This window comes from Sphingomonas sp. DMC8, assembly GCF_056314185.1.
Genome location: NZ_JBQUYV010000001.1, coordinates 538,818 through 565,464, shown reverse-complemented (window position 1 = coordinate 565,464; position 26,647 = coordinate 538,818). Strand labels below are relative to the sequence as shown.

The following is a 26,647-nucleotide window of genomic DNA, read 5'->3' as shown; positions in this document are numbered from 1 at the left end:
CCCTCCCGCACGCGGGAGGGGAACGAGTTCCTCTATCTTCCGCGCCGCCCCATTTCCCCGCTTGTGCAGCGCAACGAAGCGTTGCAGCATGCGACCAAATAGCCACTCGGGCGTTTGGGAGCTTCGATGGGATCAGCGGGGGCGTTCGACGAGATTTGGGGACAGGGCGGGCCGGATGCGCCGCGCGCCGAGTTCGCTGCACTTTCCCAATGGATTGCAGATACACCCGCTGAAGAACTGCAACGAAGGCAACATTCCGCCGAAGCCGCCTTCCGCCAGCTGGGCATCACCTTCGCCGTCTATGGCGACAGCGACGCCGCCGAGCGCATTATTCCCTTCGACATCGTACCGCGCATCTTCCTGCAGCATGAATGGCAGAAGCTGAGCGAAGGGCTGGTCCAGCGCGTCGAGGCGATCAACGCCTTTCTCGAAGACATATATGGCCCCCGCCGCATCCTGGCTGAAGGCATTCTTCCGCCCGAACTGATCTTCAGCAACGAACAGTTCCGCCCCGAAGTCGCCGGGGTCCGCCCGCCGCACGGCGTGTGGGCGCATATCTGCGGCATCGACCTCGTCCGCACCGGGCCGGACCAGTTCTATGTGCTGGAGGACAATGCCCGCACGCCTTCCGGCGTGTCCTACATGCTCGAAAATCGCGAGGCGATGATCCGGCTGTGCCCGGAACTGTTCCGCGATTTCCGCGTCGCGCCGGTCGACAGCTATCCGGACATGTTGCTGGAGACGATGCGGTCGGTGGCGCCGTCGGGCCGGTCGCGGCCGGTCTGCGTGGTGCTCACCCCCGGCCATTTCAACTCGGCCTATTACGAACACAGCTTCCTCGCCGATTCGATGGGCGTCGAGCTGGTCGAGGCGGCCGACCTCGTCGTCGATGACGACATCGTCTATATGGAAACCATCGCCGGGCGCGTGCGCGTCGACGTGATCTATCGCCGCATCGACGATGATTTCCTCGATCCTTTGGTGTTCCGCCCCGATTCGCTGCTCGGCGTACCCGGCGTGATCGCCGCCTATCGCGCCGGCAATGTCGCGCTGCTCAACGCGCCCGGCAACGGCATCGCCGACGACAAGGCGATCTACAGCTATATGCCCGAAATCGTCCGCTTCTATTCGGGCGGCGAGGCGAAGCTGCCCAATGTCGAGACCTGGCGCTGCCGCGAGCCGCAGGCGCTTCGCTATGTGCTCGATCATCTGCCCGAACTGGTGGTGAAGCTGGTCGACGGCTCCGGCGGCTATGGCATGCTGGTCGGCCCGACCGCGACGAAAGAGCAGATCGAGAATTTCCGCGCCGCGCTGGTTGCCGAGCCGCACCGCTATATCGCCCAGCCGACGCTGGCGCTGTCGACCGTGCCGACGCTGACCGAAAAGGGCCTGGCCCCGCGCCATGTCGATTTCCGCCCGTTCGTGCTGACCGGCAGCGACGGTGTGCGCGTGGTGCCGGGCGGGCTGACCCGCGTGGCGTTGCGCGAAGGATCGCTGGTGGTCAATTCCAGCCAGGGCGGGGGAACCAAGGACAGCTTCGTGCTGCTGGGGGATGCGGCATGAGGAAGTATCCGGACGCCGCCGTTTGCGCTCCCCTCCCGCTTGCGGGAGGGGTCGGGGGAGGGGCTGAACCCTCTTCGCGCTCCTTCCACGTCAGCCCCTCCCAGTATCGGGTGAACAGCGCCCCGCGCTGTTCACCCGATACTCCCTCCCGCAAGCGGGAGGGGAACCTCGAGGAGACCATCGCATGATGATGCTCTCCCGCACCGCCGCCGCGCTCTACTGGCTCGGCCGCTATGTCGAGCGCGCCGACTTCATCGCCCGGCTGGTCGAAGCGACGATCCGCCTCGATGCGCTCTCCGCCCGGCCCGCCGGCGAAGTCGCATGGCAGAGCGCGCTCGCCGTCAGCTATACCGACGAGGCATTCGCCGCGACCGGCCATCCCGCCACGCAGCAGCATGTCGCGCGTTTCCTGACGCTTGACGCCAGCCATCCGGGCTCGATCACCCGCTGCCTGGAAATGGCGCGCAACAACGCCCGGGCCGTGCGCACCGCACTCACCCGCGAGGCCTGGACCGCGATCAACCGCGCCTGGTGGCTGTTCGCCAACCGCGCCTCCACCGGCGGCGCTACCGAGACGCTCAATCTGGTCGAGCAGATCAAGGGAGAGACGCGCGGCTTTGAAGGCGCCACCCACCGGATGATGCGCAACGAAGCGACGCTGCTGATCCAGCTCGGCGCCGCGATCGAGCGAGCGGACAACACCGCGCGGCTGGTCGATGTGAAATACCATCTGCTGCTGCCGGCAGGCGAAAGCGTCGGCGGTGCGGTCGATCGCGACCAGTGGACGACGATCCTCCAGACCGTCTCCGCCGTCACGGCCTATCGCTGGCTCTATTCGGAAGGGCTGCGGCCCGACAATGTCATCGACCTGCTGGTCAGCCGCGCCGAGCTGCCGCGCAGCCTAGCCGCCTGCGTGGAGGAAAGCGTGACGCTGCTCAGCCAGCTCGCCAAGCGCACCGGCCTGCAGGGCGAGGCGGACCGGATGGCCCGCACCCGCCTCGCCCGGGTGCAGAAGGCGCGCACGCCCGACATCATCGTCGGCGGGCTGCACGAATATCTGGAGAATTTCATCACCGAGAACGCGCTGCTCGACGGCGCAATCGCGCGCCAGTTCCGGTTCCTCTGATGCGCATCGCCGTCGAACATCGCTCCGTCTATCGCTTCAGCCGGCCCCAGGCGCGGATCGTCCAGATGCTGCGCCTGACGCCCTGCGACACCCAGCACCAGACGGTGGTGAGCTGGATGATCGGCGTCGATTGCGACGCAAGGATGCGCGACGCGATCGACGGGTTCGGCAACGCCGTCACCATGCTCTATGCCGAAGGGCCGATCGACGCGCTGGAAATCAGCGTGACCGGCGAAGTGCTGACCAGCGACAATAGCGGCGTGCTGCGCGGCGCGCCCGAACCGCTGCCGCCGGCGCTGTTCCTGCGCGCCACGCCGCGCACCGTCGCCAGCACCGAACTGCGCGACTTCGCCACCGATAGCGCCGCCGGCACGAACGACCCGATCGAGAAGCTGCATCGCCTCAACCTCGCGCTGCACGATCGCTTCCCCCGGTTCCCGGACGCGCCCGATGCCGGGCTGACCGCTGCCGAGGCCTTTGGCGGCGCGGCCCGCGCCTCGCGCGATATCGCCCATATGTTCGTGGCAGCCGCGCGCAGCCTGGGGGCGCCGGCCCGCTATGTCTCCGGCTACCGGCTCGACGACGCGGCGCAGTGCGCGCCCCATGCCTGGTGCGAGGCCTGGGTGGAGGGCCTTGGCTGGGTCGGGTTCGATCCGATCACCGGACTGTGCCCCGGCGACGGCTATGTCCGCGTTGCCGTGGGACTCGATGCCGACGGCGCCGCCGCCATCGCCGGCCACCGCATCGGCGAGGGCGAGGAGCGGCTGGCGGTCGACCTGCATGTCGACCGGCTTTCGGGCGAGGAATAACCGGAGCGGAGCAAAGCTGGCCGGTTCAAGCAGCGCCGTGCAAAGCGCAGCGCTATCGCTCCTATCCTTGCAGGGAGGGGCGAAGAGAGCCCAAAATCCCCCGCCCTATCCCCTTTCGCCAAACGCTTGCCTATATCGCCCCGGCGCGGGCATAAGCCGCGCTCCATTCACACCCAGAAAGAAGGGGTTCTTCCCGTGTCCGAGATGTTCCGCATAACGCTGCCCGACGGTTCCGTCCGCGAGGTAGCCCCGGGGACTACCCCGGCGGACATCGCCGCGGCGATCGGCCCCGGCCTTGCCAAGGCGGCGCTCGCCGCGCGCGTCGATGGCGAGCTGCGCGACATCGGCCGTCCGTTCGAGGGCGACGCGAACCTCGCGCTCGTCACCGCGAAGGACGAGGCCGACGCGCTCGAACTGGTGCGCCACGACTACGCCCATATCCTGGCCGAGGCGGTGCAGAACCTGTTCCCGGGCACGCAGATCACCTTCGGCCCGGCGACCGACGACGGCTTCTATTACGACTTCGCGCCCAAGGACCGCCCCTTCGCCGAGGAGGATCTGCCGGCGATCGAGGAAGAGATGCGCCGCATCATCGCCAAGGACGAGCCGCTGATCCGCGAAGTCTGGTCGCGCGCCGACCTGATCGCGCGCTGGACCGCGCAGGGCGAGACCTTCAAGGCCGAATGGGCGAAGGAACTGCCCGAGGGCGAGGAACTGACGGTCTATCGCGCCGGCAAGGGCGAGGACGCCTGGCTCGACATGTGCCGTGGCCCGCACCTCGCTTCCACCGGCAAGGTGGCGGCGGATGCGTTCAAGCTGACGCGCGTGTCCGGCGCCTATTGGCGCGGCGATCAGAAGAACGCGATGCTCAGCCGCATCTACGGCACCGGCTGGCTGAACAAGAAGCAGCTTCAGGAGCATCTGACGCGGCTGGAGGAAGCCGCCAAGCGCGACCACCGCAAGCTGGGCGCGGAGATGGACCTGTTCCACCTCCAGCAGGAGGCGCATGGCTCGGTCTTCTGGCACCCCAAGGGCTTCCGCATCTATCGCGAGCTCGAAGCCTATATGCGCCGCGCGATCGACGGCGCCGGCTATCGCGAGGTGAAGACCCCGCAGGTGATGGACGCCCGCCAGTGGGAGCAGTCCGGCCACTGGGGCAAGTATCGCGAGAACATGTTCGTCATCCCCGACGAAGTGCCGAACACCGAGGATGAAGGCCCGATCGTCTCGAACGATGCCGAGTGGATGGCGCTCAAGCCGATGAACTGCCCGGCGCACGTGCTGATCTTCCGCCAGGGCATCAAGTCGTACCGCGACCTGCCGATGCGCCTGTACGAGAATGGCTGCTGCCACCGCAACGAGCCGCACGGCGCGCTGCACGGGCTGATGCGCGTGCGCCAGTTCACCCAGGACGACGCCCACATCTTCTGCCGCGAGGACCAGATCGTCGACGAAGTCCGCGCCTTCTGCGCGCTGGCCGACCGGGTCTACAAGGATTTCGGCTTCACCTATTCGATCAAGCTCGCGCTGCGCCCCGAAAAGCGGTTCGGCACCGAGGAGATGTGGGACCAGGCCGAGAACGAGCTGCGCAACGCGGTGATCGCCGCCGGCCTCGCCACGCCCGAATATGGCTGGGAGGAGCTGCCCGGCGAAGGCGCCTTCTATGCGCCGAAACTCGAATGGCACCTGACCGATGCGATCGGCCGCACCTGGCAGGTCGGCACCATCCAGTCGGACCGGGTGCTGCCCGAACGGCTCGATGCGAGCTATGTCGGCGAGGATGGCGAGCGCCACCGCCCGGTGATGCTCCACCGCGCGATCTTCGGCTCGTACGAGCGCTTCATCGGCATCCTGATCGAGCATTTCGCCGGCAAGCTGCCGACCTGGCTCGCCCCGGTGCAGGCGGTGGTCGCGACGATCGTGTCGGATGCCGACACCTATGCGCTGGAAGTGGTCGAGAAGCTGAAGGCGGCGGGCATCCGCGTCGAAAGCGACCTGCGCAACGAGAAGATCAACTACAAGGTGCGCGAACACTCGCTCGCCAAGGTGCCGAACCTGCTGGTCGTCGGCAAGCGCGAGGCGGAGGAAAGCACGGTTGCGCTTCGGGTACTCGGCAGCCAGGGCCAGACCATGCTGACGCTGGACGAGGCGATCGCCCGGCTGAAGGCCGAGGCGACTGCGCCGGATTTGATCTGATCCCTCCAACGCCCCTCCCGCAAGCGGGAGGGGAAGGTGCAAGCTGGCGCCAAAGCTGCTACACTCCCCGCATGACGCTCTTCCAGAATGTGCGCCGGGGCCTCCTCCCCGCCCGTCTGACGGTCGATGAGATCTACGATCTCACCGAAGCCGGCGTGCTGCGCGAGAACGAGCATATCGAGCTGATCGCGGGAGAGGTGGTGCCGATGGCAGCAGCCAAGGCGAACTGGCATTCGATGATGGAAGGCAAGCTGAACTGGGTGCTGGCCCGGGGACTGCCGGACGCAGTTCGCGTCTATCCCGCCCCTTCGCTGACGCTGTCGCCGGACACGCTGGTGGAACCGGATCTTCTGGTCGTTCCCAGCGGCACCAGGATGCGCGATATCGGCGGCCCAGACGTTCTGCTGCTGATCGAGGTCGCCGACAGCTCGCTGCCCTACGACCTGCGCGTCAAGGCGCCGCTCTATGCGCAGCACGGCGTACGCGATTACTGGGTCGTCGATGCGGTGCGTCAGACGATCCGCATCCATCGCGCCCCCGAAAACGGCAGCTATACCGATGTCGAGGAATATGAAGCGCACGACAGCGTGTCGCCGCTGCTATTCCCTGACCTGGTGATCCGCCTCGACGCGCTGGACTGAGCCCAGCCCCCCTCAGAACTGATATTGCAGGCCGACCTCGACCACCGGGTAGACCTGATAGTTGTTCGCCGTGTCCTGCAGCTTCTGGCGCTGCTTGGCGAGTTCATTGCGATAGGTGGTACCCGCGATGGTCGGATCGGTCGCCAGCGTGCCGGTCGAGGTGAAGTCGCGGATATGCACCGGGCCCTGGAACAGCGCGCCGGCATCGACGGTAAGCTTCAGCCCCTTGCGCAGATGCGCGCCATAGCCGAGCGTCACTTGCGGCGCGAAGTCGCGCACGTCGCCGCGACCGGTAATGGTACCGATCTGGTCGGGCGTGAACACCAGGTCGCCGATCCGCGTCGGCCCGGTCGGCGTTGCGCGCACCCGGCCCTTGTTGCCGTTGATCCGCGCGCCGGCCGAAAGACGGAACCCGCCGCCGAACGGATAGAGATCGACCATCACCCCGCCCGAACGCAGGCTGGCATGGCCATCATAATCGATACCGCCCGAAGTGAAGCTGTGGTCGACGCCCAGAAAGCTGGCCTCGGCCCGCACACCCACCAGTTCGTCGAAGCGATAGGCCAGCCGCGGCCCGACGCCGGTGGTGCCGGCGGCAACGCCCACGCTCAGCCGCCCTTCCTCGGTACGCGACTCGGTCTGCGCCAGCGCCGCCGTCGATCCCAGCGCCGTCACCATCAGCGCCACTGCGCACACACCCGTCTTCATATTGCCGTGCCCCTTGCAGGCGCCGAATCCCATGTTCGGGCGCGCTCTCCCGCCATTATAGCTCGAACGAGGTTAACAAGCTGGTTTTAATCATAATTTTTCACACGGAGCCGCTGGCGGCGAAATAGCGCGGCAGGAAGGTCGCACCGGTCCTCTTCCGGGCCCGAACGCCCCCACGCATCTTGTGCATGGCGGGGCAAGTACCGATATCTGCGTCGTCTTCGCGCCACACCCGGCGCTTTTTCCATCGATGATCGCCATGCGGGCTACCGGAAACGGCGTTTGCGCGTTATTATGGCAAGTCGTAAGCAATAACGCACAGGAGCAAGTCTTATACGTCCTCCCATGTCCCGGCGCCCGATGGCGCCCGCAATGCCGCTGAACGGGCCGCGGTTTAACGAATTCATCCAGTCGCCGAAGGTTCGCGTCATCGACGAGAACGGCGAGAATCTTGGCGTGATGTACACGCGTGAGGCAATGGCGCAGGCTGCCGAGGTCGGGCTCGATCTCGTCGAAGTGTCCCCCAATGCCGATCCGCCCGTCGCCAAGTTCCTCGATGTGGGCAAGTTCAAGTACGAGGCGCAGAAGAAGGCCAACCTCGCACGCAAGACCCAGAAGACGCAGGAGATCAAAGAGATCAAGATGCGTCCCAACATCGACGATCACGATTACGACGTGAAGATGAAGGCGATCCACAAGTTCATCGGCGAAGGCGACAAGGTGAAGGTCACCCTGCGCTTCCGCGGTCGTGAGCTTTCGCATGGCCAGCTCGGCATGCAGCTGCTCCAGCGCGTCCAGCAGGACGCCGCCGAAGTCGCGAAGGTCGAAAGCTATCCGCGCATGGAAGGCCGCCAGATGCTGATGGTGCTGGCGCCCAAATAATGCGGGTGCGGCGGCCAGCCCTGGCGGCGGCCGCCGCGCTGCTTTGCGGCCCGGCATATGCCCAGACGGCCGCCCTGCCCCCCAGCCCCGCTGCCACCGACGAAGCCATTGCCGTGCCCCCGGGCGCGCGGCTGGTGTGGCATGACGAGTTCGACAGCGGCCCGCTGCCCGATCCGCGCCGCTGGGGTTATGACACCGCCCGCAACCGGCAGGGCTGGGCCAATCAGGAACTGCAATATTATGCCGCCGCCCGGCCGGAAAACGCGCGGGTCGAAAACGGCCGCCTGATCATCGAGGCGCGCCACGAGCGGCTCGCCGACCGGTCCGATTATGGCGGCCAGGACTATAGCTCCGCCCGCCTGATCACCCGCGGCCTGGCGAGCTGGACCTATGGTTTTATCGAGGTCCGCGCGCGCGTGGCGTGCGGCAAGGGCATGTGGCCGGCGATCTGGCTGCTCGGCAGCGACGCGAGCCCCGGATGGCCACGCATGGGCGAAATCGACGTGATGGAGCTGGTCGGCTGGGATCCGGAGACGGTCCACGGCACGATCCACACCGGCGCCTACAACCATGTCCAGCACACCCAGAAAGGCGCCACGACGCGCCTGCCGGATGCCTGCACGGCCTTCCACCGCTACCAGCTCGACTGGAACCGCGACCGCATTCTGATCGGCGTCGACGGCCATGCCTATATGCGCTTCGACAACGACCATCGCGGCGATCCCGCAACCTGGCCGTTCGACAAGCCGCAATATCTGATCCTGAACGTCGCCGTCGGCGGCTGGGGCGGGATGAAGGGCATCGACCCCGCCGCCTTCCCCGCGCGGATGGAAGTCAATTATGTCCGCGTATGGCAACGCCGGGACGCCGCGGCACGGTAAAACCCGGCGGTCCGCCTCCCTCATTCGCCGTCACCCCAGCGCACGCTGGGGTCTCTTCGGGACTAAGCGATGCGGGAAAAGCGCTGCTGCGGGAGATGCCAGCCTGCGCTGGCATGACGTTGCGGTGACGGGTCGCCATCCGACCGCGTGGGATCACTGCCCCGCTTCATTCTCCAGTCGGTCGACCTCGGCCTCGATGCGCTGCATCGCCCGGTCGGTCTGGCCCTTGATGTCGCGGGCGCGGGCATGGTCCTGCACGGCGTGGCGCAGCGCGACCACGGCCACAAAAACGGCAAGCGCCAGTGCCACCAGGGCACCGGCGCTCAGCCAGCGATAGGATTTTTGGGGTTCGCCGTCAGCCATAGACCTGCCTTAGCACGCCCCGGCCGACCGGCCAGCCGGTTCAGTTGAGCCGGCCCAGCCCAGCGATCGCCTGGTCGACCAGTGCCTTGTCGGCATCGGCGCCATGCTTTTCGGCAATGATCGCGGCAGCCGCGCTGGTCGCGGCATCGGCGGCCTTGGCGCGGATCGACTGGATCGCGGCGCGCTCGGCAGCGGCGATCTTGTCTTCGGCCATGCGGGCACGACGTGCGGTCAGTTCGGCGACATCGGCTTCCGCCTTCGCCTTCATCGCGGCGGCGTCCTCACGGGCGCTTTCTACGATCGCGCGGGCATCGGCCTCGCTCGACGCGGTGCGGGCCTTGGCTTCGGCCAGCAGCGCTTCGGCTTCGGCGCGCAGCTTGGCGGCTTCGTCGAGCTGGTTGCGGATGCCGGCAATCTGCTTGTCGAGCATCTTGCCGATCGTCGCCGGCACGCGCGCCAGCAGGATGATCAGCACGACGGCGAACATCGACAGGGCCACCCAGCCGGCGGCGGAGATGCCCAGTGCGGTCGGCTCTTGATGCAATTCGGCGGTCCCCATCTCGGCGTGCAGGGAATTGGTTGCCTCAGCCATGGGCCAGTGCTGCCTTCACATTCTGTTCGACGGTGGCGCGGTCCACCGCCACCCCGGAGAGCCGGGCGACGATCGCCTCGACAGCCTCGACCGTCGCGGCTTCGATTTCACCCAGCGCCTCACCGGTGCGCGCCTCGATCGTGCGGGTCGCCTCGGCGATCCGCGCTTCGTCGGCGGCATTGGCGGCCTTCACCGCCACTTCGGCAGCGGCGGAAGCCTCGGCCTTCGCGCCGGCAGTCACCTGCTGCGCCTCGACACGGGCGGCTTCCAGCCCCGCCTGATAGGCCTCGTCCGAAGCCCGCGCGGCATCGCGCGCGGATTCGGCCGCGGCAATATCCCCGGCGATGCGAGCGGCGCGATCTTCCATCGTCCGCTCGATCTTCGGGACCATTGCCTTGCCGATCCCGAAATAGATCAGGGCAAATACGATCGCGAGCCAGAAGAGCTGCGAGGCGTAAATCTCCGTGATCTGATCTAACTGCGGCATCGGCCGAGGCCCCCGTTTTGCTTAGTGCTTGACGACGAAGAGGATCAGGATCGCGACGACGAACGCGATCAGGCCCAGCAGTTCCGACGCGGCGAAACCGATGAACAGACGGCCCTGCTGGCCATCCGCCGCACCCGGATTGCGCAGCGCGCCTTCGAGGAACGAACCGAACACGTTGCCCACGCCGAGGGCGGCGAGGCCGATACCGATCGCCGCGAGACCGGCACCGATGTACATTGCACCCAGATCAGTCATTTCTAGCTCCCTAGATAATCCGCAAAAATTCAAAACGTTACTCGTCGACTTAGTGCAGGTGCACCGCGTCGTGGAGATACAGCGAAGTCAGCAGCGCGAACACATAGGCCTGAATGGCGCAGACCAGCAGTTCCAGCGCGCTGACACCGACGATCATCGCGAAACTCAGCACGCCGACCACGCCCCCCAGCGGCGTGCCGCTGCTGAAGCCCTGGACGACGAAGCTGCCGAACACTTCGAGCAGGATGTGCCCCGCCGTCATCGCAACGAACAGTCGCAGGCCCAGCGAGAAGGGGCGCACCATGAACGACACGAACTCGACCGGGATGATGACCGGCATCAGCCACAGCGGCGCGCCGTGCGGCACGAACAGCGAGAAGAACTTCAGGCCATGCTTCACCAGCCCGACGACCATCACGATGCCGAACGAGAAGAAGGCGAGCACCGCAGTGACGGTGATGTGGCTGGTGACGGCGAAGGTGTGCAGGCCCGGCAGGATCGCCAGCGGCAGCACGCCGACCAGGTTCGCGAACAGGATGAAGAAGAACAGCGAGAAGATGTACGGCGCGAACTTCTTGCCGCCCTTGCCGATGTTCACATTCACCATCGAGTCGATGAACCCGACGGCGCTCTCGGCCATCAGCTGCCATTTGCCGGGGATCAGCTTGCGCTGCATGCCACCGGCCATGAACAGGTACAGCAACGCTGCGACCACGAACATGAACAGCGCCGAGTTGGTGAAGGAGATGTCATAGCCGAACAGGTCAATATGACGGCCGAACAGGGGTTCGACCTTGAACTGCTCCATCGGATCGATTTTGCCGGCGCTCACTCCGCGCGCTCCTTCGAAATCTTGTAGATGTTGCGAAACGCCACGATCACGCTCAGCGCCAGCAGAATCAACAGCCCCCAGGGGCTGGTTCCCAGCCAGCGGTCGAGCGCAAACCCGATCACGAACCCGCCCAGCGGTGCACCGATCAGCTCGGCCAGCACGCGGGAGCCCTGCTTATAGCCCTTTTGAGGCCCGGGCGCCTGCACGCCCTCACCGCGCGCCGCAGCCTTCGCATCGGCGATGCGACGGTCGAGGTCGGTACGGACAGGGTCGTCAGACAAAGCGAGCACGGCGATCCAGATATGAAAAAGCCGCCACGCACGGGCGGGCGACACCACGCACCGCAGGCAAAACGCCGCGATGCGAGGGCGCTTTAGGAACAGGCGCCGACCGAGTCAACCGTTGCGCCGGCCCCGCCCGCGCAGCCGTCAAGTCTTCGCCGACCGGCCTGCCGAAAAGCCGCCAGTTTCCACCGAATCGGTGGCGTTGCGTTGCCGACACTTCCCTCCCCCTGCATAGTCAGTGCGATGCCCGAGGATATTTCCGACAATAGCGGCCACCGCGCAAGACTGCGCCGGCGCCTGTTTGAAGGTGGGCCCGACGCGCTGCTCGATCACGAACTCGTCGAATATATTCTGGCGCTGACGATTCCGCGCAAGGACACCAAGCCGCTCGCCAAGGCGCTGCTGCACGAATTTGGCGGCATCGCCGGTCTGCTCACCGCCGATGCCGAGGCACTGACGCGCGTGAAGGGCGTGGGCGAAACCCAGATCGCGGCGCTGAAATCGGTCCACGCCGCCGCGCTGCGCCTGTTGCAGAGCAAGGTGCGCGAACGGCCGGTGCTCGCCAACTGGCAGGCGCTGCTCGATTATCTGCGCGCCGACATGGCGCACCACCCGATCGAGCGATTCCGCGTGCTGCACCTCAACACCCGCAACATGCTGATCCGCGACGAGCTGATGAGCGAAGGCTCGATCGACGAGGCGCCGGTCCATGTCCGCGAAGTCATTCGCCGCGCGATCGATCTGGGGTCGGCGGCGCTGATCCTGGTCCACAACCACCCCTCGGGCGACCCCAGCCCCAGCCGCGCCGACATCGAAATCACCCGCACGATCGCCGAGGTGGGCAAAAGGCTGGGAATCGTGGTGCACGACCATGTGATTCTGGGCAGCGAGGGGCACACCAGCCTGCGCGCCAAGGGGCTGATCTGAACGCCCCTATTCCCGCCGCGGCGTGAGGAAATGGGTGAGTTCGCTTTTATCCACCGCGCCGCTGCGGTCGGCGTCGGTGGCGGCGAAGGCCTTGTCGATCCACGCCCGCGCCTCGGGCGTGTCGGCATCGAACTTCGGCTCGGAGGCCTTGCGCAGGCTGGCCATCCAGGCGCCGAACTCGGCCTTGTCGAGCATCCCGTCGTGATTGAGGTCATAGTTCGCAAAGTCGCGGTCGATGGCGCGGCCGATACTGGCTTCGTCGCTGGCCGCCGCTGCGGCTGCTTCCGCAGGCGATAGCGATGGTGCCGGAGCCGGCACCGCCCTGTCCCCGGCGTCAGCAACCGCCGGCGCGCCGCCATCCGCGGCCGGCGGCGCAGTGCGCGTTTCCTGGGCGAAGGCCGGCATCGCAAGCAGCAGCGCCCCAGCCACCAATCCTGAACGCATCATACGCAACGCTCCACCGCCGGATACTATAGCGACAGGACGAAAGCTTGCCGCGGCCTCCCTCGTCTTGCACGATTCCAATAACCAGCGCCGCCGCACTTCGTTTCACCTGCCCCGCATTGCAGCCTCGCCCGGGCTTTGCTACGGGCCGCCCCGTCGCACCGGGCGCAGCCGCCCACCCCCCGAAAAGGAACGCCGATGGTCCCCCGTTACGCCCGCCCCGTGATGACCGATATCTGGTCGCCGGAAACGCGCTTTGCCATCTGGTTCGAGATCGAGGCGCACGCCACGCAGGCGCTGGCCGATCTGGGCGTGGTGCCGCAGAGCGCCGCGAAGGCGCTGTGGGACTGGTGGGCGACCAAGCCGGCGATCGACGTCGCCGCGATCGACGCGATCGAGGCCGTCACCAAGCATGACGTGATCGCTTTCCTCACCTGGGTCGCCGAGCAGGTGGGTGAGGAAGCCCGCTTCATGCACCAGGGCATGACCAGCTCCGACGTGCTCGACACCTGCCTCGCAGTCCAGCTCGCCCGCGCCAGCGACCTGCTGCTGGCAGACATCGACGCGCTGCTCGCGGTGCTCGAGCGCCGCGCCCGCGAACACAAGATGACGCCGACCATCGGCCGCAGCCACGGCATCCATGCCGAGCCGGTCACCTTCGGCCTAAAGCTCGCCGAGGCGCATGCCGAGTTCCAGCGCAACAAGGCGCGCCTGCTCGCCGCCCGCGCCGACATCGCCACCTGCGCGATTTCGGGCGCGGTCGGCACCTTTGCGAACATCGATCCGCGCGTCGAAGCGCATGTCGCCGAAAAGCTGGGCCTGACCGTCGAGCCGGTCTCGACCCAGGTGATCCCGCGCGACCGCCACGCAATGTTCTTCGCGACGCTCGGCGTAATCGCCTCGTCGATCGAGCGCCTCGCCGTCGAAATCCGCCACCTGCAGCGCACCGAAGTGCTGGAGGCCGAGGAATATTTCTCGCCGGGCCAGAAGGGCAGCTCGGCGATGCCGCACAAGCGCAACCCGGTGCTCACCGAAAACCTGACCGGCCTCGCCCGCATGGTGCGCGGCTATGTCACCCCGGCGCTGGAAAATGTCGCGCTGTGGCACGAGCGCGACATCAGCCACTCTTCGGTCGAGCGCTATATCGGCCCCGATGCGACGATCACGCTCGACTTCGCGCTGGCCCGCCTCACCGGCGTGGTCGACAAGCTGCTGGTCTACCCGGTGCGCATGCAGAAGAATCTCGACCGCATGGGCGGCCTGGTCCATTCGCAGCGCGTGCTGCTGGCGCTCACCCAGGCAGGGGTGAGCCGCGAGGACGCCTATCGCCTCGTCCAGCGCAACGCGATGAAGGTGTGGGAATCGGACGGCGAACTCTCGCTGCTCGAACTGCTCAAGGCCGACCCCGAAGTCACCGCCGCGCTCAGCCCGGCGGAGATCGAGGACAAGTTCGACCTCGGCTATCACTACAAGCATGTCGACACGATCTTCGCGCGGGTGTTCGGCGCGGCGTAAGCCGGCCCGGAGGGCGGAGCCTCCGCCCTCTTATCGCCGCGTGCCGAACCAGATCACGTGGCGTGGCCCCTTGCCGTTGGCGCGTGCCCGCACCGCGACTTCCTCGACGCGGAAACCGGCGTCGCGCATCCGGCGGGCAAAGGCCGCATCGGGCGCCGCTGACCACACGGCGAGAATGCCGCCCGGCCGCAGCGCCTGTCGTGCGGCGTCCAGCCCGCGCATCGAATAGAGCCCGTCATTGCCTGGTCTGGTCAGACCGTCAGGGCCATTGTCGACATCGAGCAGGATCGCGTCATATGCCCCCTGCCCGCCGGCGATCACCGCGCCGACATCGCCGAAGATCACCCGCACGCGCGGATCGTCAAGGCAGCCATTGGTCAGCGCCGCCATCGGCCCCTTCGCCCATTCGACGATCTTGGGGACCAGCTCGGCCACCGTCACCTGCGCCCGGTCGCCCAGCACCGCCAGCGCCGCGCGCAGGGTGAAGCCCATGCCATAGCCGCCGACCAGCAACCGCGCCTCGCGCTTGCCGAGCCGTTCCAGCGTCATCACCGCCAGCGCTTCTTCCGAACCGCTCATCCGGCTGTTCATCAGCTCGTTGCGCTCGAGCACGATCATGTGATCGGCGCCCCGGCGGAACAGCCGCAGCGGCTCGCCGCCGGGGACATCGGCGGTGTCGATCAGCTCGCGGGGAGTCATTGGCTTGTCCAGAGGTGCGAACGGAAGATCGTGTCACCCTCACCCTTCCGCGGCTTCGCCGCTCCCTCCCTCTCCCAATGGGAGAGGGAAGGGGCCCGCCGCCGCAGGCGGTGGGAAGGGTGAGGATGACGCAACTGCGGTTTGGCTGCGATCTCCGTGCCGCCATGCGCCGCCCGTTCCAACCTCAACCCAGCGCCGCCTTCAGCTTGGCGAAGAACCCGCTCGTCTGCGGGCATTCCTCGCCCGTTTCGGTCTTGCGGAATTCCTCCAGCAGCTCGCGCTGCCGGGCCGACAGCTTGGTCGGCGTCTCGACTTCCAGCCGGATCACCAGATCGCCGCGCCCGCGCCCCTGCAGCACCGGCATGCCGGCGCCGCGCTGGCGCACCTCGCGGCCGGACTGGGTGCCGGGGTGGATCTTGATGACGTGCCGCTCGCCGTCGAGCCCCGGAATGCCGATCTCTCCGCCCAGCGCCGCCGTGGTGAAGCTGATTGGCGCGGTGGCGTAGAGAGTCGTGCCCTGCCGCTCATAGATGGCGTGCTTGGTGACGTGGAGGAAGATGTAGAGGTCGCCCGCCGGTGCCCCGCGCGCGCCCGCCTCGCCTTCGCCGGTCAGGCGGATGCGGGTGCCTTCGTCGACCCCGGGCGGAATCTCGATCTTCAGCGTCTTGGTCTTGTCGGCCCGGCCGTCGCCGCGACAGCTGCGGCACGGCTCGGCGATCACTTCGCCCGCACCGTGGCAGGTCGGGCAGGTCCGCTCGACCATGAAGAAGCCCTGCTGCGCACGCACCTTGCCATGGCCGGCGCAGGTCGAGCAGGTCCTGGCCTTGGTGCCCGGCGTCGCGCCCGATCCGTCGCATGCCTCGCACACGCCCGACACGTCGATGGTGATGTCGGTCGAATGGCCGTGGAACGCCTGTTCGAGCGAGATTTCCATGTCGTAGCGCAGGTCCGCGCCGCGCCGCTGCTGCCGGCCGCCGCCGCGCCGGCCGCCCATGAACTCGCCGAACACGCTTTCGAAAATGTCGCTGAACGCACCGAAATCGGCATTGCCGCCGCCATGGCCGCCGCCCATCCCGCCATTCTGGAACGCGGCATGGCCAAAGCGATCATAGGCCGCGCGCTTCTGCGGATCCTTCAGGCAATCATAGGCTTCGCTGATCGCCTTGAACTTGGCCTCGGAATCCTTGCACCCGGCATTCTTGTCCGGGTGGTACTTCATCGCGAGCTTGCGGTACGACGACTTGATCGTCGCATCGTCCGCCGTCCGCTCGACCTCGAGCAGTTCGTAATAATCGACTTCAGTGGTCATTCACTCGGCCCCCAACCCTCGGCCGTCACCCCAGCGAAAGCTGGGGTCTCCAACCGCGGGCTGCGCGGCGGGAGATGCCAGCTTCCGCTGGCATGACGGCCCGGGTTCATCCGTTACGCCTTGTTGTCGTCCACTTCCGAGAACTCGGCGTCGACCACTTCCTCGCCGCCGGCATGTTCGCCAGCCGCAGCGCCTGCGTTCGGCGAGGCGTTTTCGGCAGCCTGCTTCTCATAGATCGCCTGGCCCAGCTTCATCGCCACCTGGGCGAGGTTCTGCGCCTTGGCGGTCATCGCATCGGCATCGCCGCTCTCGATCGCCGACTTGGTATCGGCGATCGCCGCCTCGATCTCGCCCTTCAGCGCCGCATCGACCTTGTCGCCATTCTCTGCAAGCTGGCGTTCGGTGGTGTGGACCAGGCTCTCGGCATTGTTCTTGGCTTCGGCCGCAGCACGCCGCTTCTTGTCCTCTTCGGCGAACTTCTCGGCATCGCGCACCATCTGCTCGATGTCGTTGTCCGAAAGACCGCCCGAGGCCTGGATGCGGATCTGCTGTTCCTTGCCGGTGCCCTTGTCCTTGGCCGACACGTTGACGATGCCGTTCGCGTCGATGTCGAACGTGACTTCGATCTGCGGCACGCCGCGCGGCGCCGGCGGAATGCCGACCAGGTCGAACTGGCCGAGCAGCTTGTTGTCCGCCGCCATTTCGCGCTCGCCCTGGAAGACGCGGATCGTCACCGCCTGCTGATTGTCGTCAGCGGTGGAGTAGACCTGCGACTTCTTGGTCGGGATGGTCGTGTTGCGGTCGATCATGCGGGTGAACACGCCGCCCAGCGTCTCGATGCCGAGGCTCAGCGGAGTCACGTCGAGCAGCAGCACGTCCTTCACGTCGCCCTGCAGCACGCCGGCCTGGATCGCCGCACCGATGGCGACGACTTCGTCCGGGTTCACGCCGGTGTGCGGTTCCTTGCCGAAGAAGTCCTTCACGACCTGGCGCACCTTCGGCATGCGGGTCATGCCGCCGACCAGCACCACTTCGTCGATGCCGGCAGCCTTCACGCCCGCATCGGCCAGCGCCTTGCGGCACGGCTCCAGCGTGCGCTGGATCAGGTCGTCGACCAGACGCTCCAGCTCGGCGCGGCTGATGGTCTTCACCAGATGCTTCGGGCCGTTCTGGTCGGCAGTGATGAAGGGCAGGTTGACTTCGGTGGTCTGGGCCGAGCTCAGCTCGATCTTCGCCTTTTCGGCGGCTTCCTTCAGCCGCTGCAGCGCCAGCTTGTCCTTGGTCAGGTCGATGCCTTCGGCCTTCTTGAACTCGTCGGCCAGGAACTGGACCAGCTTGGAGTCGAAATCCTCGCCGCCCAGGAAGGTGTCGCCATTGGTCGCCTTCACTTCGAACACGCCGTCGCCGATCTCGAGGATCGAGATGTCGAAGGTGCCGCCGCCAAGGTCATAGACCGCGATGGTCTTGTTGTTGTCCTTGTCGAGGCCGTACGCCAGCGCCGCCGCGGTCGGCTCGTTGATGATGCGCAGCACTTCGAGGCCGGCGATCTTGCCGGCGTCCTTGGTCGCCTGGCGCTGGGCGTCGTTGAAATAGGCCGGGACGGTAATCACCGCCTGCGTCACGCTCTCGCCCAGATAGCTCTCGGCGGTTTCCTTCATCTTCTGCAGGATGAAGGCGCTGATCTGCGACGGGCTGTAATCCTCGCCGCCGGCATTCACCCATGCGTCGCCGTTCGAGCCGCGCACGATCGTATAGGGCACCAGCTCGGTGTCCTTCTTGGTCACGGGATCGTCGAAACGGCGGCCGATCAGGCGCTTCACGGCGAACACGGTGTTGTCCGGGTTGGTCACCGCCTGGCGCTTGGCCGGCTGGCCGATCAGCCGCTCGCCATCCTTGGCGAAGGCGACGATCGACGGCGTGGTGCGCGCGCCTTCAACATTCTCGATCACCTTGGGCTTGCCGCCTTCCATCACCGCGACGCAGCTGTTGGTCGTGCCCAGATCGATACCGATAACTTTAGCCATGGTCCTCGTTGGCCCCCAGAGTCAAAATAGGAGTTTCAAACACTTGCCCGCCCCGCGGCCCCAAAAGAGGCGACCCGGGAACGAAGCTACGCGATCGGATATAGGTGCGCTGAAGCTTGCCGCAAGACGCACAGGTTTCTATGCAGAATCCCGGATTGGGAGGGCGGTGACATGCGGGCTCTGTTGGCAATCGTTACGGCAGCGTCACTGGCGGCGTGCAGCCCCGCTGCGGACGTGAAGGCAGATGGCGCCTGGGTGCGCCTGCCTGCCGTCACGGGCCAGCCGGGCGCGGCCTATTTCACGATCACCGGCGGCAAGGCGGACGACACGCTGGTCGCGGTATCGGCCCCCTTCGCGCTCAAGGCGGAAATGCACGCCAGCATGAAGGACGGCCATGGCATGATGGCGATGGCGCCGCTGAAGGACGTGCCCGTCCCCGCCGGCACCAAGGTGACGTTCGCGCCGGGCGGGCGGCATGTGATGCTCTTCTCGCTCGCGCCGAAGGTGAAGGCGGGCGACCATGCGCCGCTGATGCTCAGCTTCGCCAGCGGCAAGACGCTGACGGTCAACGCCGAAGTCGTCGCCCCCGGCGACGCGCGCTAGGGTTCGGCTCGCCGCTTCGGCGCTTTCGCTCCCCTCCCGCTTGCGGGAGGGGTCGGGGGAGGGGCTGAAAACCGGGAACTGGAACCAGCGCCGAAGTAAGAATAGCCGCTCCACATCAGGCCGGCCTACCCGCGAACGCGCCATCCCCTCCCCTGACCCCTCCCGCAAGCGGGAGGGGAACGCATCCTTCACCGCAAGCCCCCCCACCCCGCCATTGCAGCGTAATACACCTGCGCTATGATCGCGTGCATGACGAAGCTGATCGATCGTTTCCGCCCCTCTACCGCGGGCTGGCTCAAGGGTTCCTTTGCCGGCTGGGGCACGCTGTTGCTCTGTCTGGTCGGTATCGGCTTCATCCTCATCGCGGTGCGCTGGATCGCCAACCAGGCGACGCTCTATGAAGTCACCGAGGACCGGCTGATCCTCTATCGCGGCATCATCAACAAATCGATCGACGAGATCGAGCTGTACCGGGTGAAGGACGTGCGGCTCGACTTTTCGATCGTCAACCAGATCGCCGGCATCGGCCGCATCACCATCACTTCGTCGGACGAGACGACGCACAAGGAGCCGCTGGTGATCCGCGACGTCGAACATGCCCGCGAACGGCGCGAAAAGCTGCGCGAGCTCGTCAACAATGCCCGCCGCCTGCGCGGGGTGCGCGAGTTCGACATGGCGCCGGATTCCTACGCCCAGGGGTGAGCGCCCCCGCCTCCCGCCCCCTGACCCATGGCGAGACCCGCCTCGCCGCCACGATCTTCGGCCACGCGATCGACTATGCCCGGGTGCGGGTGGCGCACCGGCCATGGGCGTTCTTCCAGCCGCGCCATGTGACGATGGCGCCGCTGGGCACCATCCATTTCCACCCGGAAGGCGGCCTGTACCGGGACGATTTCGCCGCAGCGCCGCTCGGGCTGCAGGGCCTGTTCGTGCACGAGATGGTGCATGTCTGGCAGCATCAGGCCGGGCTGTTCCTGCCGCTGCGCCGCCATCCCTTTTGCCGGTATCGCTATCGCTTCGATCCCGGCCGGCTGTTCGCCCGCTACGGTATCGAGCAGCAGGCGGAGATCGTCCGCCACGCCTTTCTCCACCGCCACGGCGCCACCGCGCCCGGCGCGCCCGAACCCGGCGTGCTGGAGGCGCTGCTGCCGTTCGTCCCCGCCCGCATCGGCTGAGCAGCCTCAGCGTTTCGGGTCGTTCCGCTCCACCTTGGGCTGCATCGTCGGGCGCGAGGGCGCCGGGGCGGCGCGCGACGGGCCGGACGGCGCCGGATGGAACACCGGCCGCGTGGGCGCAGCCGGCGCCGGATCGGGCCGCGCCGCATCGGCCGGGCGCTGGAACTGCGGCTGCGGCTGAGACTGGGGCTGCGGCCGGGGCACATCGGCCGGACGCGCCGGCTGCGGGCGTGCCGACGGCACATCGTCGAGCGTCGGCCGCTGCTGCCGCGTCCAGCCGGGCGAGGTCCAGGCATGGCCGCCGCGCGCCGGCTGTGGCTGCCCCGCCGGCGGCGCGGCCGGAGCAGGCGCAGGCGCCGGCGCGGGTGCCGCGGTCGATGGCAGCGTCACGCCGGACGCAGGCGGCTGCGGCAGATGGTGCCAGCCCGGCCGGTCCGGGCGCACGCCGCCATCGGGGCGGTTCGGCCAGCCCGGCCTCGGCCCGCCCGGCTGGTCCGGATCGGGCCCATGCCACGGGCGCGGCGCAGTGGGCGGCGGCGTGGCTGGATTGGTCGCATCGGGCACGGCCGGGCGCGTCGGCCGGCCGGGCCAGGGGCGACCGGGCGCGGGCACGGCGTTGTTCGGCGGGAAAGGCGGGCCGCTGTACGGCACCGCCGGCCGGTCGGGCCGCGCGGGACCATCCGGCCGCCCGGGGCGATCCGGACGGTTCGGCGGCTTGCCCGGATAGCCCGGCGTACCGGGACGCGGCGGCGGCAGCGGCCCCGCGCCGCCCGGCCCACCGGGCTGGTGATGCCAGTGATGCCCCAGCCCCGGCGGCGGCGGCCCCTGGAATCCGCTGTCGCGCCAGCGCCGATAGGCATCGGCCAGCGCCTGCCGCCGGCGCCGCTCCGCCTCCCACCGCTGCTGCGCGGCGATCGAGGCGGGGCTGGCGCTATAGCGCTGCCAGCCGGGATAGCGCATCCAGCCATTGTCCCATTGCTGTTCGAGTTCGAGGAACACGAACTGCGTGTCGAACCACTGGTCGCCGTCGATCGGCGCCCATTGCCGGTCGAGCAGCGCCGCCATCAGCCGCTTGCCGCGCGCATAGAGCGCCGTGCCCTCGTCGATGCTGTCCAGCGCCTCGCTCTCGGGCATCGGCCCGCCATCGGCGGTATAGACCATCGCCACCCGGCCGTCGCGATAGCCAAAGCTGCGATCGGGCAGCCGCACCAGAAACGGCCCGCGCGCGCCGGGCGCAAAGAACCAGGTGCGCAGCCCGTCCGGGTCCGGCTCCGCCACCACCCAGAAGCCGCCCTGCACCTGCCACGCCCAGGGGCGCACGCTGCCATAGGAAAAGCTGTAGTCGGGCGGCGCGTCGCCGATCGTGTCCCACAGGCTGCGCGCCCGGTCGATCAGCGCAAAGTCCGCCGCGTCCTCGGAACGCGCCGTCACCACGCTGCGGGTCTGCGCCAGCGCCGGCGCGGCGGTCCCGCCGATCAGCAGCACCGCCACCAGCGGCGCAAGCGATGTTCGAAAGTTATGCCCGAGTGTCACGGCGCGCCTTCCCCAGTTTCCCGCTGTACCTAAACGCGCCGGCATGAATGATGACTGACCGATGACAAAATATTTCGCGGCAATGCTGCGCGGCAATGCTGCGCCGCATTTGTCACAAGCAGCGTGCGCCGCCCGATATTCCCTGCACAAGGCGCGCGCATCGGGCCGGTCGACGCCGCCTTGCCTGCAAAAACATCGGGCCGGTCGACGCCGCCTTGCCTGCAAAAACGCGGCCGCTACGATAAACGCCGGGGCCGGACATCGGGCGCTGCCGGCAGATACCCGGAAACGTTTCGGGCGTTCGCGCGGGGGCCGGCCTCACCCCTGCCCTGCCGCTCAGAGTATCACTTCCTCCACCTCCGCCTCTGCCGCGGGTTCGTTCTCCGCGAAAAAGGCCTCGTCGATTTCCAGCATCGACAGCGTCTTCTTGCGCAGCCCGACGCCGTGCTTTTCGGTTAGTTCGAGCAGCCGTTTGCCGTCGATCAGCGTGATCGGCGCCGCGCCCGGAAACAGCGCCGATTGCTCCACCCCCTTGGCAAAGCGCCCCAGCGTGATCAGCGTGCCCCGGATCGCGCCATGATAGGGCAATGCCCCGCGCAACTGGTCGATCACCGGGCGCGTGATCGTCTGCTCGGTGCGCTTCACCTGCACCACTTCCTTGATCTCGGTAATGCCGAACTGGAAATTGGCGACGACATCCACACCCCGGTCGCCGCTCTGCTTCGTCACCTCGACATTCTCATAGTCCATCGCCTCCAGCAGTTCCTTGACGAAGTGCTCGAAGGCATAGGGTGTCAGCGCCATCAGCCGCGCGTGCATCGCCTCGCGCTGTTTCGCATTATGCGCGTTGAGCGCCGTCGCGACGTCGATCTCGTTGCCGCCCGCCGCCGGCTGCAACGGCGCCGGCTCACCCAGTTGCGCCAGATAGGCGGCCCCGCTGGCAGTGATCGAATAGCTGTTGCCGTCGCGATCGAGCAGCCCGCGCTCGACCAGGTTGATCAATCGCCGCCGCAACGTGTCCTTGAAGGTCGAAGGCTTGGAGAATTTGGAGACCTGCAGCAGATAGTTGCTCCAGTCGGGCAACAGATCGCCGCGCTTCGCCTGCGCCTTTTGCGACACCAGCGCCAGCAGCCGCGGTATCCCTTCGGCCCGGTCCACTTCCGCCACGATCGCCGGATCGCCGGCCAGAAACGCCGCCCCGCGCGCCTCCACCCGGTACATGTCGCGCACCCTGGCCAGCAGTTGCTGCGAACCGATCAGCAGGTAACAGCCATAGACGTGGCGGGGGTTCGCCGTGCGCCCGCTCATCGCCCATAGCTTTTCCGCCAGCCGCCGATTCTCCCCGGCCAGCCGCGCAGGAATCCAGGCATCGGGGTCGGACCAGTCGACCGGGTCCTGCGGCGTGCCGGTCATCGACCAGATGGTCGACATCATCTCGCGCACCGCCTGCACCCGCTCGCCGTCCCATGCCCACATACAGGCGCGCAATTCGCTGTAGAGCGGAAACAGCGGCGCGCGGACGATCTTCGCGGGCGGGTTATCCATCGACGGCCTCTTCCAGCGGCAGCTCGATTTCGCCCATGATCCGATCCGTCTCGGTCAGGATTTTGACGATCTTCTGATAATGGCCGATGTCATCCCAGCTGAGTGTCCGGCCGCGCCGGTCCTTCAGCCATTTCTGCGCGGGCTGGTATCCACCGATCGGAAAGCCCCAGGCGATGGCGGGCACGTTGGCGAAATACTGGTCGGCGTTGATCCAGACCTTGCCGTCCTCGAACTTCGGATAGCCCGTCGCCACCACATCATCGCCCTCAACTTCGAACGGATAGGGCGTGTCGCCGATCGCGGCGGGCTCCATAAGGTGCAGTCGGCGAAGGGCCTCCCCCTTCGCACTCACCCGCGCGAACACGTCCGGCGAGGCGGGATAGGGGATGCGCGGGAAGTCGACCTTCAGGAACTCGGCATAGGTCTCGCGATAATTGGGCGCGTGCAGCACGCCATAGATATAGTCGAAGACCTTGACCTCGCTCGGCCGCGCATCGCCGGTGGCGGCGCGGAAATCGTCTTCCGGGCCGGCCTGGTTGGCGGGATCGATTCCGGCGGCAGTGCAGATGGCGGCATAGCGTTTGGGGTCGAAGTTTAGGGTGCGCTGCTTCGCAGCGAAGACATCGGGCTGTGCCGCCTCCACGTCGGGATAAATGTAGAGCGGCATGTTCATTGCGTTCGAGCCGGTAGTTCCAGACAAAAAAATTGCTTCTGATGGATGGTCCGTGATGAATGCATGGGCAAATTGCGTGTCGCGATTCGCCTTCGGTGCCAGCAACCCGATATTCGCACCACCGAGGTAGTTGGCCATGACCTGCCGAACCGGCCATCCAACGAATCCTCTGGCGTTGCCGGTGTACAGCATGAAGCGAGAGTCGAACGGCCTATAATTGATCTGCGTAATTTTGCCCTCATCAAAGTGAGCAAGAACGTCAGCTTTTGCCCACTCATAGCGCCAGTCCCTGACATCTGGCGCAATTCCATAGCGCTTTCGGACAACCGCTTCCGGATCATCGCGAAAGGCCAACATCGACTGCCAGACATCGTTTGGTGTTGCCTGTATACACAGCCGATCGCGCTTTGTTACGATACCATTGCCCAACACTCGAAAGAGCTGATCGAGCGAAATGCCCGCCTCATAACCTTCATTTAGGCCACGGTCGGTAGGGGTAAACGGATACCTGGGAGCGCAGGGGACAAGCGGTTCCCAAGCATTTGAATTGATTGATCCGGACCAAAGGGCTTGGTTCTTCACATCTCTGCTACCCCAGAGTTCTGAATGTGAGACACTGGCTAGTCCTTTGGACCCACCCTTGCGACGCCACGCCACAACAATCGCCACCCCCTGCATGATGTCGAAAACGTTCTTGTCGTTCGTGCCGTCTGGCGCTCGCTCCTTTTTGTTAGTGTTACCATGGAGATCGAGCACATGAATCTGGTCGAAAGCACGAAGCATCTCCCAGCGCATGCCGCGAAGCGTAGGGTCTGATAGGTACCCGTGGCTCGTAATGAAGCCCAATACACCTTCGCCGTTACGTTCGATATAGTGCGACGCGAGTCGCAAGAATTTGTGCTCATCCTTGCTTATCCATTTTGAATTTTTCTCTTTCAGCTTCTCCTTCCCACCCGGTTCGCGTTTGTAGACATCCATAAGCGCGTCGATCCAATCACCCTTGTTCGCACTCTCTCCCGAGTAAGGCGGATTCCCGATTACGCACATGATCGGGGTCTGGCGCTTCACCTCGCTCGCGCCGCGTGCTTCCTCAGCCAGCGGCGCAAAGAACAGGTCGCGCACTTCCCGCTCGGCAGGCTCCAGTGCATTGGTCAACCACACCGAGAGCCGCGGCGGATTGGCGCTCGGCTTGTACCCGGTCTGCGCCAACTGCATGTCCAGCTTCATGTGGCACATGGCATAGCTCGCCATCAGCAGCTCGAAGCCATGCAGGCGCGGCAACAGGTCCTGCTCGACATAGCCGGACCATTTGCCCGGCGCGCGCGCCTTCACTCGATCGGAGATCAGTTGCACCGCCTTGGCCAGGAAGGTGCCGGTGCCGGTCGCCGGGTCGAGGATTTGAACCTTGTGGACATCCCTCTTGATCGTCGCGGGCTTGCCGGTCTTGGGATCGTTGGTGCCGGTGTCCCAATCGACCGTCACCTTGCTCGTATCCGCCAGACCATCCGCCAGCCCGAACTCGGTTTTGAGCACATCGTCCACGGCGCGCATGATGAAGTCCACCACCGGCTCGGGCGTGTACCATACGCCCCGGCTCTTGCGCTTCTTGGGGTTATAGGCGGCAAGGAAGTCTTCGTAGAAGTGCACGAACGGGTCGTTGCGCGCGGTGAACTGGCCGTATTTCTCGAACAGCGAATGCGGATCGCTGGCGCGCATCAGCGCCACCAGATCGTCGACGATATAGATCAGGCGCTTCGGGAGCGCCGGCCCCGCGATATATTCGAACAGCCCCTTCAGGAACGGGTTGGACGCGGGCAGATCGTCCATCGCCTCCTGTCGACTGAAGGTGTTCAGATCGTCGTCATGGAAGCGCGCGGCGAACATGCCATAGGTGATCGTCTCGGCATAAATGTCCGCGAACTCGTCCGGCGTCAGATTGGGCAGCAGGTTGGCCTTGAAGCTCTTATACTGGCCTTCCAGGCCCTTGCGCGCCTCCGCCTGGTCGGCCAGCGCGATCGCGATCTCGTCCTTGATGATCGCCGCCTTGGCCGCCATCATCTCTGCCAGCTTGGCAGCGGAACGGATGCTGATCGGCTTTACTTCCGCGAACAGCCGAAGCTGCCGTTCCAGTTCCTCGAACTTGTCCGGATTGGGCTGGAGGCCCATTACGAAATCAGCGATCGACACGAAGTGCACGCTGGTGCCTTCGCGGATGAACTCGAAATCGACGCCGTTGGTGTAGATCAGGTTGGGATAGGCTTTTTCGTAGCGTTTGCGCTGCTCGATCGAATAGCCCTTCAGCTTGATGACATCCTTGTCGATGTCCTTGGCCTCGGCCCAGCCGAACGGAACGCCTTTCCGCTCGAACATGAAGTCCACCATGCCCGCGTCGCCGCGCTTGGGTTCGTTGATGACGGTAAGCGCGGGGTCGATCGACTGGAACAGCGCGTGCAATGCGGGGCGATAACTGTGCTCGGTCGCGTGCCCGCTTTCAAATGCCGCGCGAACTTGATTCAGATATCCTGCAATATCCACAAATGCTTCCCCCCGGGGCACTCAACGATCCCCCCGCCCCTCTTTG

At 66.2% G+C, this 26,647-nt stretch carries 26 protein-coding genes; 12 read left to right on the top strand and 14 right to left on the bottom strand.

The genetic code is table 11. From position 1 onward, the window contains the following. Positions 1 to 126: 126 nt before the first annotated feature. The 5 genes from ACT53K_RS02735 (at position 127) to ACT53K_RS02715 (ending at position 6,335) form a co-directional block, all read left to right on the top strand. Positions 127 to 1,563 (top strand): circularly permuted type 2 ATP-grasp protein, encoded by a 1,437-nt coding sequence (locus ACT53K_RS02735; protein ID WP_476226996.1) that lies wholly within the window; start codon positions 127 to 129, stop codon positions 1,561 to 1,563. 190 nt (positions 1,564 to 1,753) lie between these two features. Beyond that, positions 1,754 to 2,689 (top strand): alpha-E domain-containing protein, encoded by a 936-nt coding sequence (locus tag ACT53K_RS02730; RefSeq protein ID WP_476227278.1) that lies wholly within the window; start codon positions 1,754 to 1,756, stop codon positions 2,687 to 2,689. After that, positions 2,689 to 3,498 (top strand): transglutaminase family protein, encoded by an 810-nt coding sequence (locus ACT53K_RS02725; protein WP_476226995.1) that lies wholly within the window; start codon positions 2,689 to 2,691, stop codon positions 3,496 to 3,498. Before ACT53K_RS02730 ends, ACT53K_RS02725 begins: the two co-directional genes overlap by 1 nt. Before the next feature lie 204 nt (positions 3,499 to 3,702). Then, positions 3,703 to 5,694 carry a threonine--tRNA ligase gene (thrS, locus tag ACT53K_RS02720; RefSeq protein WP_476227277.1) on the top strand — a complete coding sequence of 664 codons (1,992 nt, stop codon included), beginning with the start codon at positions 3,703 to 3,705 and terminating at the stop codon, positions 5,692 to 5,694. Positions 5,695 to 5,765: 71 nt separating this feature from the next. After that, positions 5,766 to 6,335, top strand: a complete 570-nt coding sequence (locus ACT53K_RS02715) for a Uma2 family endonuclease (protein WP_476226993.1) — start codon at positions 5,766 to 5,768, stop codon at positions 6,333 to 6,335. A gap of 12 nt (positions 6,336 to 6,347) precedes the next feature. Here ACT53K_RS02715 and ACT53K_RS02710 read toward each other — a convergent pair whose 3' ends face one another. Continuing rightward, entirely contained in the window at positions 6,348 to 7,043 is a 696-nt protein-coding gene (locus tag ACT53K_RS02710; RefSeq protein WP_476226992.1) for a hypothetical protein, read from the bottom strand. A gap of 345 nt (positions 7,044 to 7,388) precedes the next feature. On the opposite strand from ACT53K_RS02710, the gene infC reads away from it, so the two are divergent. Further along, positions 7,389 to 7,925, top strand: a complete 537-nt coding sequence (gene infC / locus ACT53K_RS02705; protein WP_476226991.1) for a translation initiation factor IF-3 — start codon at positions 7,389 to 7,391, stop codon at positions 7,923 to 7,925. Then, entirely contained in the window at positions 7,925 to 8,806 is an 882-nt protein-coding gene (locus ACT53K_RS02700) for a glycoside hydrolase family 16 protein (RefSeq protein WP_476226990.1), read from the top strand. The genes infC and ACT53K_RS02700 overlap by 1 nt, the downstream gene beginning before the upstream one ends. A 153-nt stretch (positions 8,807 to 8,959) precedes the next feature. Here ACT53K_RS02700 and ACT53K_RS02695 read toward each other — a convergent pair whose 3' ends face one another. The 6 genes from ACT53K_RS02695 to ACT53K_RS02670 form a co-directional block, all read right to left on the bottom strand. Continuing rightward, entirely contained in the window at positions 8,960 to 9,169 is a 210-nt protein-coding gene (locus ACT53K_RS02695) for a hypothetical protein (RefSeq protein WP_476226989.1), read from the bottom strand. Between the two features lie 40 nt (positions 9,170 to 9,209). Beyond that, positions 9,210 to 9,761 (bottom strand): F0F1 ATP synthase subunit B family protein, encoded by a 552-nt coding sequence (locus ACT53K_RS02690; RefSeq protein ID WP_476226988.1) that lies wholly within the window; start codon positions 9,759 to 9,761, stop codon positions 9,210 to 9,212. Beyond that, a complete protein-coding gene (locus tag ACT53K_RS02685; RefSeq protein ID WP_476226987.1) occupies positions 9,754 to 10,248 on the bottom strand; it encodes a F0F1 ATP synthase subunit B family protein in 495 nt (164 codons plus the stop codon). Before ACT53K_RS02685 ends, ACT53K_RS02690 begins: the two co-directional genes overlap by 8 nt. A gap of 21 nt (positions 10,249 to 10,269) precedes the next feature. Next, positions 10,270 to 10,485, bottom strand: a complete 216-nt coding sequence (locus ACT53K_RS02680) for a F0F1 ATP synthase subunit C (RefSeq protein WP_476227276.1) — start codon at positions 10,483 to 10,485, stop codon at positions 10,270 to 10,272. A 67-nt stretch (positions 10,486 to 10,552) separates the two neighbouring features. Further along, positions 10,553 to 11,335 (bottom strand): F0F1 ATP synthase subunit A, encoded by a 783-nt coding sequence (locus tag ACT53K_RS02675; RefSeq protein ID WP_476226986.1) that lies wholly within the window; start codon positions 11,333 to 11,335, stop codon positions 10,553 to 10,555. Further along, positions 11,332 to 11,670 (bottom strand): AtpZ/AtpI family protein, encoded by a 339-nt coding sequence (locus ACT53K_RS02670; protein WP_476226985.1) that lies wholly within the window; start codon positions 11,668 to 11,670, stop codon positions 11,332 to 11,334. Before ACT53K_RS02670 ends, ACT53K_RS02675 begins: the two co-directional genes overlap by 4 nt. Before the next feature lie 192 nt (positions 11,671 to 11,862). On the opposite strand from ACT53K_RS02670, the gene radC reads away from it, so the two are divergent. Further along, positions 11,863 to 12,546: a RadC family protein gene (radC, locus tag ACT53K_RS02665; protein ID WP_476226984.1), complete on the top strand. Its 684-nt coding sequence runs from the start codon at positions 11,863 to 11,865 to the stop codon at positions 12,544 to 12,546. Between the two features lie 6 nt (positions 12,547 to 12,552). On the opposite strand, the gene ACT53K_RS02660 is transcribed toward radC, so the two are convergent. Further along, positions 12,553 to 12,993 (bottom strand): EF-hand domain-containing protein, encoded by a 441-nt coding sequence (locus ACT53K_RS02660; RefSeq protein WP_476226983.1) that lies wholly within the window; start codon positions 12,991 to 12,993, stop codon positions 12,553 to 12,555. A gap of 195 nt (positions 12,994 to 13,188) precedes the next feature. Between ACT53K_RS02660 and purB the strand changes: the two genes are divergently transcribed. After that, positions 13,189 to 14,505, top strand: coding sequence for an adenylosuccinate lyase (gene purB, locus ACT53K_RS02655; protein WP_476226982.1), 1,317 nt, complete (start codon positions 13,189 to 13,191; stop codon positions 14,503 to 14,505). A 30-nt stretch (positions 14,506 to 14,535) separates the two neighbouring features. Here the strand turns inward: purB and ACT53K_RS02650 are convergent, their stop codons facing one another. From ACT53K_RS02650 to dnaK, 3 genes are all read right to left on the bottom strand, one after another. Further along, a complete protein-coding gene (locus ACT53K_RS02650) occupies positions 14,536 to 15,204 on the bottom strand; it encodes a spermidine synthase (protein ID WP_476226981.1) in 669 nt (222 codons plus the stop codon). Between the two features lie 184 nt (positions 15,205 to 15,388). Further along, a complete protein-coding gene (dnaJ, locus tag ACT53K_RS02645; RefSeq protein ID WP_476226980.1) occupies positions 15,389 to 16,513 on the bottom strand; it encodes a molecular chaperone DnaJ in 1,125 nt (374 codons plus the stop codon). A gap of 113 nt (positions 16,514 to 16,626) precedes the next feature. Next, entirely contained in the window at positions 16,627 to 18,537 is a 1,911-nt protein-coding gene (gene dnaK / locus ACT53K_RS02640; protein WP_476226979.1) for a molecular chaperone DnaK, read from the bottom strand. Positions 18,538 to 18,708: 171 nt separating this feature from the next. Between dnaK and ACT53K_RS02635 the strand changes: the two genes are divergently transcribed. The 3 genes from ACT53K_RS02635 to ACT53K_RS02625 all read left to right on the top strand — a co-directional run bounded on the left by ACT53K_RS02635 (position 18,709) and on the right by ACT53K_RS02625 (position 20,315). Continuing rightward, positions 18,709 to 19,140 (top strand): copper chaperone PCu(A)C, encoded by a 432-nt coding sequence (locus tag ACT53K_RS02635; protein ID WP_476226978.1) that lies wholly within the window; start codon positions 18,709 to 18,711, stop codon positions 19,138 to 19,140. A 249-nt stretch (positions 19,141 to 19,389) separates the two neighbouring features. Then, positions 19,390 to 19,842: a PH domain-containing protein gene (locus tag ACT53K_RS02630; protein WP_476226977.1), complete on the top strand. Its 453-nt coding sequence runs from the start codon at positions 19,390 to 19,392 to the stop codon at positions 19,840 to 19,842. Next, positions 19,839 to 20,315 carry a vgr related protein gene (locus ACT53K_RS02625; protein ID WP_476226976.1) on the top strand — a complete coding sequence of 159 codons (477 nt, stop codon included), beginning with the start codon at positions 19,839 to 19,841 and terminating at the stop codon, positions 20,313 to 20,315. The genes ACT53K_RS02630 and ACT53K_RS02625 overlap by 4 nt, the downstream gene beginning before the upstream one ends. 6 nt (positions 20,316 to 20,321) lie before the next feature. Here ACT53K_RS02625 and ACT53K_RS02620 read toward each other — a convergent pair whose 3' ends face one another. The 3 genes from ACT53K_RS02620 to ACT53K_RS02610 form a co-directional block, all read right to left on the bottom strand. Then, positions 20,322 to 21,848 carry a hypothetical protein gene (locus tag ACT53K_RS02620; protein ID WP_476226975.1) on the bottom strand — a complete coding sequence of 509 codons (1,527 nt, stop codon included), beginning with the start codon at positions 21,846 to 21,848 and terminating at the stop codon, positions 20,322 to 20,324. Between the two features lie 336 nt (positions 21,849 to 22,184). Further along, entirely contained in the window at positions 22,185 to 23,393 is a 1,209-nt protein-coding gene (locus tag ACT53K_RS02615; protein ID WP_476226974.1) for a restriction endonuclease, read from the bottom strand. Continuing rightward, positions 23,386 to 26,601, bottom strand: coding sequence for a type ISP restriction/modification enzyme (locus tag ACT53K_RS02610; protein WP_476226973.1), 3,216 nt, complete (start codon positions 26,599 to 26,601; stop codon positions 23,386 to 23,388). The genes ACT53K_RS02615 and ACT53K_RS02610 overlap by 8 nt, the downstream gene beginning before the upstream one ends. Between the last annotated feature and the right edge of the window lie 46 nt (positions 26,602 to 26,647).